This is a genomic window from Paraburkholderia sp. RL18-101-BIB-B (assembly GCF_046026985.1).
Classification (GTDB): domain Bacteria; phylum Pseudomonadota; class Gammaproteobacteria; order Burkholderiales; family Burkholderiaceae; genus Paraburkholderia.
In genome coordinates, this window is the sequence record NZ_JARESV010000069.1 from 1 (window position 1) to 12990 (window position 12990).

9 protein-coding genes are annotated in these 12990 nt (G+C 61.5%); 5 read left to right on the top strand and 4 right to left on the bottom strand.

Going from position 1 to position 12990, the window contains the following annotated elements; all coding sequences use genetic code 11:
* On the top strand, window positions 1-873 hold an 873-nt coding region (locus tag P0D73_RS42360; RefSeq protein ID WP_408319981.1), incomplete at its 5' end, for an IS3 family transposase.
* 1780 nt (window positions 874-2653) lie between these two features.
* Here the strand turns inward: P0D73_RS42360 and P0D73_RS42365 are convergent.
* From P0D73_RS42365 to P0D73_RS42375, 3 genes are all read right to left on the bottom strand, one after another.
* Window positions 2654-3724 (bottom strand): IS110 family RNA-guided transposase, encoded by a 1071-nt coding sequence (locus tag P0D73_RS42365; protein WP_408319983.1) that lies wholly within the window; start codon window positions 3722-3724, stop codon window positions 2654-2656.
* 619 nt (window positions 3725-4343) lie between these two features.
* A complete protein-coding gene (locus tag P0D73_RS42370; protein WP_408319985.1) occupies window positions 4344-5423 on the bottom strand; it encodes a hypothetical protein in 1080 nt (359 codons plus the stop codon).
* A 466-nt stretch (window positions 5424-5889) separates the two neighbouring features.
* On the bottom strand, window positions 5890-6174 hold the full coding sequence (locus P0D73_RS42375; protein WP_408319987.1) for a hypothetical protein: 285 nt from the start codon (window positions 6172-6174) through the stop codon (window positions 5890-5892).
* Between the two features lie 884 nt (window positions 6175-7058).
* Between P0D73_RS42375 and P0D73_RS42380 the strand changes: the two genes are divergently transcribed.
* From P0D73_RS42380 to P0D73_RS42395, 4 genes are read left to right on the top strand one after another with little or no spacing between them, the layout of a single operon-like run.
* Window positions 7059-7610, top strand: coding sequence for a hypothetical protein (locus tag P0D73_RS42380; protein WP_408435761.1), 552 nt, complete (start codon window positions 7059-7061; stop codon window positions 7608-7610).
* Window positions 7564-8277, top strand: a complete 714-nt coding sequence (locus P0D73_RS42385) for an ABC transporter ATP-binding protein (RefSeq protein WP_408319991.1) — start codon at window positions 7564-7566, stop codon at window positions 8275-8277. Before P0D73_RS42380 ends, P0D73_RS42385 begins: the two co-directional genes overlap by 47 nt.
* On the top strand, window positions 8270-8965 hold the full coding sequence (locus P0D73_RS42390; RefSeq protein WP_408319993.1) for an ABC transporter ATP-binding protein: 696 nt from the start codon (window positions 8270-8272) through the stop codon (window positions 8963-8965). Before P0D73_RS42385 ends, P0D73_RS42390 begins: the two co-directional genes overlap by 8 nt.
* The gene (locus P0D73_RS42395) at window positions 8962-11628 is read left to right on the top strand and encodes an ABC transporter permease (protein ID WP_408319995.1); all 2667 of its coding nucleotides are present in this window, start codon (window positions 8962-8964) and stop codon (window positions 11626-11628) included. Before P0D73_RS42390 ends, P0D73_RS42395 begins: the two co-directional genes overlap by 4 nt.
* Before the next feature lie 670 nt (window positions 11629-12298).
* Here P0D73_RS42395 and P0D73_RS42400 read toward each other — a convergent pair.
* Window positions 12299-12550: a hypothetical protein gene (locus P0D73_RS42400; RefSeq protein WP_408319997.1), complete on the bottom strand. Its 252-nt coding sequence runs from the start codon at window positions 12548-12550 to the stop codon at window positions 12299-12301.
* Window positions 12551-12990: the final 440 nt, after the last annotated feature.

Below are 12990 nucleotides of genomic sequence, written 5' to 3' on the forward strand. Positions count from 1 at the left end.
GTGGTAACTCATTTGCAACAGGAGGCCGTATCGGTCAGCCACGCATGCCGGCTTTTGCAGGTGAGCCGCTCTGGCTACTATGCGCACCGGAGCGCCGCGCCGAGCGCGAAGAGGCTACAGGAACAGACCCACGTCAAGGCAGCATTCGCCGCAAGCGGCGCGAGCTATGGTAGTCGCCGCGTGATGCATGCACTGCGGGAGCAAGGACTACGAATCGGTCGTTACCGGGTGCGTACGGTGATGCGCGAAGCGAGCCTGCGCACGAGCTGGAAGCGCAAGTTCGTCTCGACCACCGACAGCAGGCACACGCTACCTGTGGCAGAGAACGTGCTCGACCGCCAGTTTGACGTGGCCGAGCCGAATCGCGCATGGGTTTCGGACATCACGTATGTCCGCACGGCGAAGGGCTGGCTCTATCTGGCTGTCGTGCTGGACCTTTACTCGCGCAGGGTCGTCGGCTGGTCAATGGCACCGACTATGCCGGCTGGACTGGTCATGTCGGCATTGACGATGGCGCTGCAGCAGCGCCGGCCAGCGCCGGGACTGGTTTTGCATTCGGATAGGGGCAGCCAGTATGCAAGCGATGAGTACCAGTCCTTGCTGAAGCAGCATCACGTGGTTTGCAGCATGAGCCGCAAGGGAAATTGTTGGGACAATTCGGTGATGGAAAGATTCTTCCTGAACCTGAAAATGGAGCGCGTGTGGCAGCGTCAGTACGCCAACCACGATGAGGCTCGACGCGATATCAACCAGTACATCGTCGCTTTCTACAATCCGGTGCGCTTGCACTCCACGCTGGGCTATCTGTCGCCCGCCGCCTACGAGGCGAAACCGACAGCGAAAGAACCTATCTGCCTGTCCGAAATTAGTTGACCACTACAGTGAACCTGGCCGCCTCACAGTGCGTGCTTACCTCTGATGTAGCCCCGTACGTTTATCTTTTAAAGCGCATGCAGCAAGCTTTCGAGAGGCACTATCGCGAAGGTTAGGCAGCGATGAACGGGAAAGGGCGTTACCGGCCGTGACCGCCTTGGGCTGAATGCCTTGTCTCCAGCCATAAGAGAGTCAGCGTCGGTGAGGCCCCCACGACAAGGTGACTGGCTGGTCACGGCCAACGCGGCGCTGCGGGCGATGGAGGAGGCGCATAGAGACAGAAACTCGCGCTCAGGCCAACGGCGAGAGACACGAAGCGGCATGACATGCGGTGGCACTCGCCGCCGAGCCAGCGCCGCTCAAACTTGCTCCGCATGTTTCGTTTCCGAATGCCATTTCTAACCGTTCTTGACGACCGCGCGCCCTGCGTCTGTGGCGGTCCTGCCTCGTCGATCAAGGGATTGCTGGACACGAAATTGATCTGTCAAGGGCACCGGGAAGTGAACGAGCGTGTCGCTCCTGCAGCGCGTAATCCCAGTTTGTCGCGGCGAAAGACGGCGACCGGCCGATGAGTGCACGGCCTGAGAACCAGCGCAACTGTTCGATGAGCCAGCGCTTGTTTGCCTTGGCTTCTACCTCGACTCCCTAGCATCAGTCGCGTCGTCTGTCGAGCGCAAGGCAGCCTTGGCTGTGACCGCAGCCCCGCATCGTGGTCGCGCAATTCCGCATCGACTGCATCGAAAGCCTTTTTCAGCACCTTCTGACCGGGCTTCGTAGTCTTGCGGCAGTCTGAAATGATTTCCGCCTCGCTCTTGACCCGCTTGATCAGCTTCGCAGCGTAGCGGCTATCGAGTGTCGCCTCGCGGACGAATGTGCTGATCCGCATCGTCAATGCCGCCAGCGTTCCTTCGGACGTTTCGTTTTAGTCGCCGACATCGTCGGACAGGGATTTCTTGCTCATGAGCGTTCCCCCGGCTACGCCCCGCGCTCGCCACCGGCGGTGCCGAATCGGCTGCGTATGGCTTCCAATCAAAGGTTGAGGACATACGCCTGGTCCGGCGCCGTGATTGGTGAGACCTGCGGTGGGAGGCGACAATGACTACGTCTCGGACCTTACTATGAAAAAGACTAGCAGCCAGGTATGCAGAATGGATTGGCTGTCGCCATATAAATGTTCTCGGGAACGGCGGCCCACAGCTGGAAATGCGATGAGTAGGGGATGCCCCGTTTTGGACTCAGGTCAATCGTATGATCAACGAAGGCCCAAGGTGATCATCAACATTGCCGGAAGCGAATTTGCGCGACGTTGGCGGTCATTCTGCCCGCGATCAGCGAGCGTCCGCAGCACGCCGAGAAATGGACGTTCGATATCTAAGGGTGAAGGGCAGTTGCGGGTCGATGCTGTTTGCAAGGACTTCCCTCGAAAGTCAAGATCGGGGTGAGATTGGTTGGCGCCGGCAAATGCACGGCACCGACGTGCTGGTGGTCCAGTTGGTTGGGCAGCCATGTCATTTCTCCTTTGTCAGCTCAGGCTCGCGCTTCGAAGCAATACCAGGAACAGACTGCGTCTTTGCAAACGGCCTTGTTGCCCGAGACGTATCGGGCGGGCCACGATATGAGCCGCACAGGAGAACCCTATTTGAAAACCGGCGAACAGGCATGAGGCGCCAGGCCTCATGCGGTAATGACTCGCCAACAGAATCGTCGGGTTCTTCTCCCGTTCGGTCCGACCTCGTCTTGCTATCGCGTCGAGCAGTAGTTGAATCTCAGGCTAACCGGGTCATGCTGTAGCGGGTGGTAACGGCGGATGTACCGGATGGCGTTGCCACGCGTCGGCATCGTAACGTTCGTTTTTTGCAAGCATCGCCCACAACATCCGGGCATGCTTGTTGGCAATCGCAATCAGCGTCTTGTGATATCCCTTGCGTTCGTGGAGCTGTCTGATCCACCGTTGTAGCCGGCTTGCGTGCGTGGGGTCCGCACGCAGCGCCGACTGCAACGTACTTCGGGCGCCCTGAACGAGCAGCGTGCGCAGATAGACGTTGCCGCGCAAACTGATATGTCCAAGCCGCGTCTTGCCTCCTGAGCTGTGCTGTCGCGGCGTCAGGCCCAGCCAGGCGCCGAACTGCCGCCCGTTTCTGAAGACCTTCGCATCGGGCACCGTGGCGGCCAGCGCACTCGATGTTACCGGACCGACGCCGAGCAGTTCGCCGGCGCGTTTGGCGACATCGCTGTTTCTGGCGTGAGCGGCGATCTGCTGGTCGCAGCGAGCAAGCCTCAGGTTCAGCGCGACCAGTTGTTCGCGCACCTCGAGCAACATGCAGTGCACCGGATCAGGCAGTCTGACGTCGTCGATCAATGTGGGCAACGCGCCAAGAAAGCGGTCTGCTGAACGTGCAATCACCACGCCAAATTCAGCCAGCAATCCGCGCGTGCGATTAAGCAGCGAGGTACGTTCCTCCTGCCAGCCTTGACGTACGCTGTGCCAGGCGAGAATGGCCTGCTGGTCGACAGACTTGATTGCCACAAAGCGCATGGTTGGCTGCCGTGCGGCGACAGCGATTGCTTCAGCATCGGCTGCGTCGTTCTTGCCGCCGGGCCGGAAAGGCTTGACGAATTCGGCTGGAATGAGGCGAGCGATATGACCGCGGGCGGAAAACCAGCGTCCCCAGTGGTGAGAGGAGCCGCAGGCCTCCATTGCCACGCGGCACCGAGGCAGTTGCTCAGCCCACCGCATGAATGCTTCACGTCGCAGCACGCGTCGCTGCAACACGGCACCGGTAGCATCAAGCACGCAGACCGCGAAGATGTCCTTTGCCAGGTCAATGCCGACGGTAGTAAGCTGGTCCATGACTTCCCCCTCCTGTTCCGATTGATGGATGGCACCTCAATCATGGCACTTGATGCCTGCGACTTCAGCGTCGCACCGGGACGGGGAAGTCCCTCACATTTGAAAAAGTCTCGGCAGATGGCTAGCGCACCGCCGGCCAGAAAATCGACCTCTCAGATCGGTCTACAAGCCGTTCGCGGGCCCCGGTTAAGGGTAAAGCGACCCATGAAAACCTCGCTATGTAGACCGTCGCCGACTTTTTCAACGGCATCGGCCAGAACCCGTCGTTCACATGCGTCGTCGGTCGGACGTTCAGGCGTCGGCTCCGCCCCGGTAACCGGGCGTCCGCTTGTCAAAGACGAGCGCTCCTTCATCGGCCTTTGCGGAGGTTCGCAAGCCATCTTGTCCCGCGCTTGGTGAAGGGATGCTCACGAGCGGAAGTTGAGACCGGAGACCGGAGCCCACTCGGAGCAGGCGGTCGAGTTCCTTGAATCGATACCCGATTGCGTCGCGCAATGGCCCAAGCGTATCCAAGCGCTGCGCTCGCCTCGAGCGAGTCATCTGATACGACAGGAGGTCCGAGTCGGCTGTCCATCCAGCGCACTGCATCGCGTGCGCCAAATGGACAGCAGCGGGCCGGCTACTGGCCTACAAAGATCATTCCGTGCGGGGAGCCCATTCCAGCGTAAACCGGTGTCATTGCCCCCGTCGAAGTGTCGAGTTGCAAAAGCGTGCCTTGGCCGGAGGCGTACGCCGTTCCGGCCGTAAAGCCGGCGCTTGCATCGATCCGGTAGATCAACTGGGTTTTATTGTCCGACAGCAACATGAACGAACTGCCTGAAGGCGCCCAACGCGTGTCATCCACCGGTGCAGCGTTGCCCGACAACGTAAGCGGCAACACGCTCACCGACTGACTCGCACCGGGGTTTTTCAGGAACACGAGTTCGGCGTCAGCCTGACTATCGACCACCACGTTGCCGGCCGGGTCGATCGCCATCGAATCCGGATCGGTCGTGTTAAGCGTGACTTGCGTGTTCGTCCCAATATTCGTCGCCGTCGCGTTGCCCATCAGAGCGGGCGTCAGATGGAACGTCTTGTTGTCCGGATTCAGGGTGACGGTGTAAAGGGACGGCACCGAACTCACGCCTTTAGGTGCCGCTGCAGTAGCGGCTCCCAATGTGGGATGCGATGCAGACACATACACCACCCCATTGAGCTTCTTCATGTCGTCGAGTCCGCCACCATGTGCCGGCGCAACGTCGGGCGCGAGCGTTGTCTGGGTATTGGCCGTAGTATCGATAACGACCAGAAGCGGGTTGGCGTCTTCATTGGTGCTGACCCACACCGTGTGCGAATCGAACTCCATGATGCCGTCCGGGTGCCCCGGTATGTTGAACGTCTTGACGACATTGCCGTTCAGGTCGTACTCGATCACCTGACTCTGCGGCGACGTACCGGCGACGGTTGTTCCGTCCGGATTGTCATTACTGTCTTGCGCAATGGCGAAGATGTTGCTGCCATGCTGGACGAGATCGTCGGGCAGGAGCGTGCCGGGCGCCTTGGCAAAAACCGAAATCTTGTAGCCTGACTGAGCGGCGGTCACCGAAGCGGGGACAGGTATAGCCGCCGGTGTGACGGCGGGCGTCGATGAGCCGTTGCCACCGCATGCGGATAGCGTTGCAACGAGACTCGACAGGATCACTAATTTTTTCTGGTTCATATGCATTTCGAGTGTGAAAGATTCCAAGCAAGCGCGGCGGGAAGCCGCGTCTTGTCAGAGCCGGGGGTTGGAAGCGGGTGCGAATGCCCGCGGTCACCTCAACTTGCGTATTCGTCGCCGACTGCGCGCCGATACCGTCTATCAACGCGCCGTTCAACACGGTACCGCCGAGCGAGTCTATCTTTGCAGTCCGCGCAATTCTGGAGCAACACTGAATTGCTCGATCGCCAGCAGCACCTGATTTACACCGAAGGCTTGTACCGCTTGGCTGACACGACGGTGTGCCGAGGGAGATACGAACTTTTTATGACGCCGCGTATCGTCTGTTGACTAGGTGCAACGCATTCAGTTCCGACAGACGAAAACGCCAATCCAGTGAACGCGCGCAGACGACAGCGCGTCATACACTGACGGGTATGCCGTGAAATAATTAAAACGGCCCGCCGTGCGGCGACCCTCCTCGACGTTACGGAGTGCTCGCGTATGCATATCGTGCGGCATCGCTGAGCGCCTGCCAGTCGAATCCTTCGAGCAACACCGCGAGCTGCAGCGAGTACAGCGGCGCATTGCCCGCGTCCATCGGCCATCCCCGGGCGTCATTCGTTATAGTCGTCTGCGTCTGCGTCTGCGTCTGCTCGGGCGCACTTATGGGAATGCGGTTTGATGTGACGGCCTGATCGATGGCAACGAGGGCAGTCAGGGTGGTGATGGCAAGAACGGTTCGGGTAGTGGCAGTAATGTGACGCAACATGTCAGGCCTCCATTCAAAAAAGGAAGTGAGCGAATTGCTTTCGGTTCATCATCAGGATAAGAGGCCCAAGCTTATCGTCAGCTTAATAGCTGTAGGTTTGTTTCACTACCGTCGGTGAGACGGGCGAAATCCTGCCTTCGTGAATGACCGCTACGGCCGATGAAGGGCGTCTGTCTTTGACAATCGGATGGCCGAATACGGGGGCGGACCCGACGCCTGAATGTCAGACCGACGACGCAATGTTCGGCGGGTTGTGGCTATGGCCGGTACGTCTGCCAGGAGAATCACTTGTGCTGCGGCTTGGCACTCCGAAGGTTATTGGGCTCACCGGTGATCACACTGACCGTAACCGGCCAGAGAGGGGGCGCCGCCACCCGCTCTGGACGTTCGACCGCGTGTCACCTCAATGGCGGCTCTCAGGTCATCCAGCGGTCGTCCATCTTTTCGAGTCTGGCGGCAAGTCTTCCGCAGTCATTCAACCGCCACAGCACTTGTCGGTCAGGCGCCTTGGCAGGAGTCGGTCACGCGGCCATTCAAGCATGCGGTCTCGACAGCCGGTTTCGCGAGCGGCGACACGAAAAGCGATGCGACGCTCTTCATAACAAACAGAAAGTTGCTATAGATCGAGTTACCGCTTCGACACGCGGCTTTGGCTTCTCGGCCAGTGTGAACGTCTGCAGATAGCCGAACCTTGCCCCACGTCCAACTGACGTGGAGGAGCTAGATAAGTGTTTCCTAAGCTTCGCGGACTATGGTGTAGGTAGTTCGATGCATGCGAACCAGTCGTTTTCCTTCAGGAAGAGTCGCGCTGCACGGATGTGAAGCAGGGAGGGATCGTGATACCGCATCTGACCCGTCAGCGCTTACTGCGGAGCTCGGCCATTATGCTGGCGTTCGCCGGCTCGCCCTGCACGCTGCAAGCCGCCGAAAGCGTCTTGGCGACAACCGGTCAGGCTGCCACGCCCGAAAAGAATCCGCCGGGCGACATTCCGGACACGCAAGTCTTCATAACCTATCAGTCTCCGGCAGGCTTTTCCCTCAAAGTGCCCGAAGGTTGGGCGCGCACGGAACGCCGCGACGGGACGCGCTTTGCCGATAAGTACAACGTCGTCGAGATCAGTGTTGCACCTGCTGCGAGCGCGCCTACGGTATCGTCCGTTACTGCGCGCGAAGCCGCCGAACTCGCCAGGACCGGGCATGCAATCAGGATCGGTGCCATCAAAAACGTATGGCTACGCAGCGGGGCAGCCGTGCTGCTTACCTACACGTCGAATTCCGAACCGAACCCGGTCACGAACAAGCAAGTTCGTCTCGAGCATCACCGGTATTTAATCTATCGCGGCGACACACTCGCTACGCTCGACCTCTCTGCACCGTTTGGAGCCGACAGTGCTGATCAATGGGACCTCATGGCCAATTCGTTCCAATGGCGCTGATCTGCCTCGGCTTGAAGCGTTCGAACTCTACCGGTTTTATCACAGCGGAGACGACGAGACCGCCGCGCTACGGGGCGTCTCACTGCAACTGTGCGCAGGCGAATTCGTGGCGTTGCTGGGACCCTCCGGCAGCGGCAAGTCAACGCTCCTCGCGTGTCTTGCGGGGCTGGAGGAACCGGACGGCGGCCATGTCGACGTGATGGGTCAACGCCTGTCGCGCCGGCCCGAAGCGGTGCGTGCGGCCTTGCGGGCCCGCCACATCGGCATGCTGATGCAGTCTGCCAACCTGTTCGGGCATCTCACCGTCGAGGGCAACATGACGCTGCAGATGTTGCTCGCTGGCACGAAAGATCGCGTCAAACTCGATGCGCTGCTCGATATGACAGGCCTGGCCGCGCGACGCCGCGCGTATCTGTCGCAGTTGTCCGGCGGCGAAGCGGCGCGTGCCGGGCTCGCAGTGGCGCTCTCGGCCGGGCATCAGGTGCTCCTTGCGGACGAGCCCACCGCCGAAGTCGATGCGGCAACCGAAGCTGTGATCGTGAGTCATCTGGTCGAGCGATGTCACGGCAACGGCGGGATGGCGCTGATCGCGACGCATAGCGATGCACTGGCTGCGCGCGCCGACCGCGTGCTCGTCATCCGCGATGGGAGGCTCGTCGATGCGTGAGGTGCTCATCGAAGCCCAATCACTCAACCGCACCTACGGGCACGCCGAGACGCAAGTCGTGGCGCTCGCCACGGCCAGCTTCGTCCTCCATCGAGGTGATCGCATCGCGCTGGCGGGCCGCTCGGGGAGCGGCAAGACCACGTTGCTGCACCTGATGGCAGCGCTCGATACCCCGACGAGCGGCACGATCGATTGGCCCGCGCTTGGTGCGCGCGAGACGTTGCTGCCCGGAAAGATCTCGTTCGTGTTCCAGACGCCGAGCCTGCTCGAGCCGCTGACGGTGAGCGAAAACGTTGCGTTGCCGCTCCTGATGGCCGATGCGGCTGATCCCGGCGATCGCGCAAGCGATGTCGAGGGCGCGGTGTCCGCTGCCCTTGCCAGGTTCGGTCTCGAGGCGCTTGCGCAGAAATTGCCGGAGGAACTTTCGGGCGGGCAGATGCAGCGCGTGGCGATGGCGCGCGCTGCGGCCGGACGACCGCTCGTCATTCTCGCTGACGAGCCCACGGGCCAGCTCGATCAGGCCACCGGTCAGGCCTTGCTCGATGCACTCGTCGCGCATCTTGCGAGCACACCGACGGCGCTCGTCATCGCCACTCACGATCCGGCGGTTTCAGCACGGATGAACACGCTCTGGCGCATGGAGCGCGGCGTGCTCACCGAAGCCGGGCCGACAGCGAGGCAGCCATGATCGGCCTGTGGCTTATCGGACTGGTCAGGCAGCGCGGGGGCCGGCTCGCGGGCATGTCGGGTGGCGTCGCGGTGACGGTCGCGCTGGTCGCATCGCTTGGCGCTTTCATCGCGCAAAGCACCGCTTCGATGACACAGCGCGCGAGCGCCAGCCTGCCCGTGGATTGGCAGGTGCAACCAGGACCGGCGACGACCGGCGCACTTTCGATCGCGCAGGCGGCAGCAGCCGTCGCAAAGGCCGCGCGCGTCACGAAACAGCAAGCTGTCGGTTATGCCGATGTCGATGGCTTCGAAGCTACCACGGGAGAAAGCGTACAGACGACCGGACAGGGCAAGGTGCTCGGTCTTGAAAGCACGTACTTTCGGGACTTTCCAGCTCAGGTTCGGCTGCTGCTGGGCAGTCTGGATGGCGTTCTGATTGCGCAGCAGACGGCCGCGAACCTGCATGTGACCATCGGTGATACGGTGAGCATTCGTCATCCAGGCGTGGCTGCGGCCGGTGTGCGGATCGCCGGCATCGTCGATCTGCCGAATGCCGATGCGATGTTTCAGGCGATCGGCGTCGCGCCTCGCGCAGCGCCGCAAGCGCCTCCGGATAATGTGCTTCTGCTTCCGATGGAAGCGTGGCAACACCTGTTCGGCGCAGAGGCGGCAGCCGGAGCGCGAGGATTGCGCACCCAGCTTCACGTCGCACTCGCGCATGACGATCTTCCGGGGGATCCTGAAGCCGCCGTTGCGCAGGTGCAGGGCGCCGCAAGAAATCTTGAGGCGCGCATCGCGGGCACTGCGCTCGTTGCCGACAACCTCGCCGCGCGGCTCGACGGCGTGCGCAGCGACGCACTTTACGCAAAGGTCCTGTTTCTGTTTCTGGGCGCACCCGGCGCGCTTCTCGGCGCGTTTCTGACGATCGGAGTCGTTGCGGCAGGTTCCGGACGGCGACGCCGGGATCAGGCACTCCTGCGAATCCGTGGCGCATCGCGCGCCCAGATCATGAAGCTGGCGGCGGTCGAAGCGATGTGCGTTGGCGTCGGCGGTACGCTTGGTGGGTTGGTCCTTGCCGTGTTGTTGTCGCGTCTGTTTCTCGGCGCTGGCTATTTTGGGGCTTCGTCGATGGGCTGGGTCGCCTGCGCGGCCATAGCGGGCGTCGTGCTGGCGAGTGCGGCGATTCTCGTGGCAGCATGGATCAGTGCAAGCACGACGTCCGTCACGAGCGCCCGCCGGATGACGGGTTCCGCGCGACCGCGCCTCTGGCAACGGGTCTACCTCGATCTCGTCCTGCTCGCACTGTCGGCCATCATCTTCTGGCGGACCTGGAGCACCGGGTATCAGGTCGTGCTGGCTCCCGAAGGCACGCCGTCATCGTCGGTCGATTACGTCGCCTTTCTCGCGCCTATCCTTGCCTGGGCAGGATGTGGCCTGCTGACCATCAGGCTCGGTCTCGCGGGATTGCGGCGCGGGCGCGGCGCGCTCGCCATCTGGCTTCGTCCGCTTGCGCATTCGCTTGCCGGCGTGGCCGCGGCGGCGATGAGCCGGGAGCGCAATCGAATGACGCAGGGCATCGCGCTAATCGCGCTGGCGTTCGCGTTCGCGACATCCACGGCCGTGTTCAACGCAACCTATAACGCGCAGGCGCGCGTGGACGCGGAACTCACGAACGGCGCAGACGTGACGGCGACCGGGACTTCGCAGGCGCCCGCGTCAGCCAAATTCGCCGAACTTGCTGCGTTGCCCGGAGTCAGCGCCGCCCAGCAGATGCAGCACCGTTTCGCCTACGTGGGCACGGACCTGCAAGACCTGTATGGAATCGACGCCCGCCACATCGGACAAGCGACGCGCATGGCAGACGCCTATTTCGAAGGCGGCAATGCGCAAAGATCGCTCGACTTGCTCGCGCAATATCCGGACGGCATCCTCGTGTCCGAAGAGACTGTGAAGGACTATCAACTGCACCCGGGCGACGAGATCAACCTTCGCCTTCAGAACGCAAGCGACCATCAATATCATGTGGTGCCGTTTCGTTTTGTTGGCGTCGTGCGCGAATTCCCGACCGCGCCGCGCGACTCATTCCTCGTCGCGAATGCCCGGTACATCGCGCGGCAAACCGGGACGAACGCGGCGGAAATCGTGTTGCTGAGGACAACGGCGCCGCCTGAGCAGGTGGCCGTGGCCGCGCGCGCCACGGTTGCGCCGTTTGGGGCAGTCAAGGTCACCGACATCGGGCAGGCGCAGCGCGTGATCAATTCGAGCCTGACGGCCGTCGATTTGCGCGGGCTCACGCAACTCGAACTCGGGGCCGCGGCGTTGATGGTCGCCGGCGCAACCGGACTCATCATTGCGCTGGGTTTCTTCGATCGGCGGCGCACGTTTGCGATTCTGACCGCGCTCGGTGCCAGGCCGCGTCAGCTTGGTGCGTTCTTGTGGAGCGAGGCGCTCGCGCTCCTGTTGGGCGGGGCGGCCATCGGAACGCTGACGGGCTTTGCACTGGTGTGGATGCTGGTCAAGCTGCTGACCGGTGTGTTCGATCCTCCGCCCGAGCGCCTCACTGTGCCCTGGTTCTATCTGGCTTTCCTGATCGGAGTGGCGGGGTTGTCAGTCGCGATAGCGGTGATCGCGGCTTTTCGCGAGACGCGCGAGTCTGCTGTCCAGCGCATGCGTGAGCTCTGACACAACGAGCATGCATGCTCGACGGCTCACGCCCCGCACGGCGCCGCCTCGATCCGCGTTGCCTTGCAGCGTTTGAAACGAGAGAGGGAAAGCACGCGCTCCCCCAAAACAATTGGTAGCCTCAGCAAGGCGTATCGCAAGCGATCGCAGCGCCGGGGTTATGGCTTCCTCTGTTATTGGCCGAGACGCAGCGGCTTCTAGTCATGATGTTAGCCAGCATCAGTGCGGCAGCGAGACTGCCGCAAACCTGTCAGCTCACTACCGCCGTCGACGGTCGCTGTTCGTTTAGGGTTGTTCGAAGCCTGCCATCGTCCGCAGGGATGTGAATGCGCGACCGCGCTTCGCTGGCAGGCGTCGAACGAGCCTCGATGGAGGAAACCGCGGAGTGGCCCGATGCGGTCGGCGTGCTGGATGCTATGGCGATTGATAGGCCGGGATGGCCAGCAATGTTGGTGAATGCGTGGTGCGGTGGGATTCTGGATGCGCGCTGACGCAATGATGAAGCGGTGCAGTGGTGCAGTGGTGCAGTGGTGCAGTGGTGCAGTGGTGCAATTGTGGCGGTAAAACGGACGTGCGAGGGACTTCGCGAGGCGACAGGCGCAGACGTCCGCTCGTGGGCCCCGTTGCCGCAAAGCCGACGGTCGGGTTGGAGGTGCAGGAAGCGTTACGCTCATGTCTCGCCTCGTCGCATGGGTGATGCGCGAAGGGGCGCCGTGCGTTCGAGCATCTCAATGACGATCATTTGCGCACCGCAGTGCCGGCAGACGAAGACCGGAGCGACGGCAATCTCGCTATTGCCCGTGTCGAACGACCGGTGGACGAACACACTGCTACTAACGGGTGAACTGGCTTGCGCAAAAGCCGTCGGTCCGATCGACATCATGGCTGCGCCCACCGCCGCACTCACGGTAATATTGTGCATGAGCACACCGGCATTACGGGCTGTCGGACGTGCTTTCAACTTACGTCTCCTTCAATACACGTGCGGTTCGCAACCGCTTGCAGCGGGCAGCCGTTTTACCGCTGGGTACGCTGGCTCAAAAAATTGAACCAACGTCGGGGGTGCCGGGCAAGCGGGGAGAAATACAAAGCGCTGCTGGGGAAAAGGCCAGACCAGACCGGATAAGTCTAGTCCTAGTTATGGAGAAGAAGGTTTCATGCTGGATTACAGGTGTTACTCAATTTAACTGATCGATGAATCGCGCCGGGAATTCTCCAGGTGTGGTGCGAATTGCCTGCTGCCCACTGCCGAAACAGCGTTTGAAAATGAAGCTGGCTCGTCCGACAAATCGTCGGTCGCCGTCGCTTCGTCAAATGGCAACTCATTGCTCATCGGCAGACGTTCGCCAGCTGACTGTGAAG

Bases quoted from the DNA above. Each gene is read 5' to 3' on its own strand.
- P0D73_RS42365 (WP_408319983.1), bottom strand. From the start codon at position 3,724: ATGGACCAGCTTACTACCGTCGGCATTGACCTGGCAAAGGACATCTTC.
- P0D73_RS42370 (WP_408319985.1), bottom strand. From the start codon at position 5,423: ATGAACCAGAAAAAATTAGTGATCCTGTCGAGTCTCGTTGCAACGCTA.
- P0D73_RS42375 (WP_408319987.1), bottom strand. From the start codon at position 6,174: ATGTTGCGTCACATTACTGCCACTACCCGAACCGTTCTTGCCATCACC.
- P0D73_RS42380 (WP_408435761.1), top strand. From the start codon at position 7,059: ATGCTGGCGTTCGCCGGCTCGCCCTGCACGCTGCAAGCCGCCGAAAGC.
- P0D73_RS42390 (WP_408319993.1), top strand. From the start codon at position 8,270: ATGCGTGAGGTGCTCATCGAAGCCCAATCACTCAACCGCACCTACGGG.
- P0D73_RS42395 (WP_408319995.1), top strand. From the start codon at position 8,962: ATGATCGGCCTGTGGCTTATCGGACTGGTCAGGCAGCGCGGGGGCCGG.
- P0D73_RS42400 (WP_408319997.1), bottom strand. From the start codon at position 12,550: ATGCACAATATTACCGTGAGTGCGGCGGTGGGCGCAGCCATGATGTCG.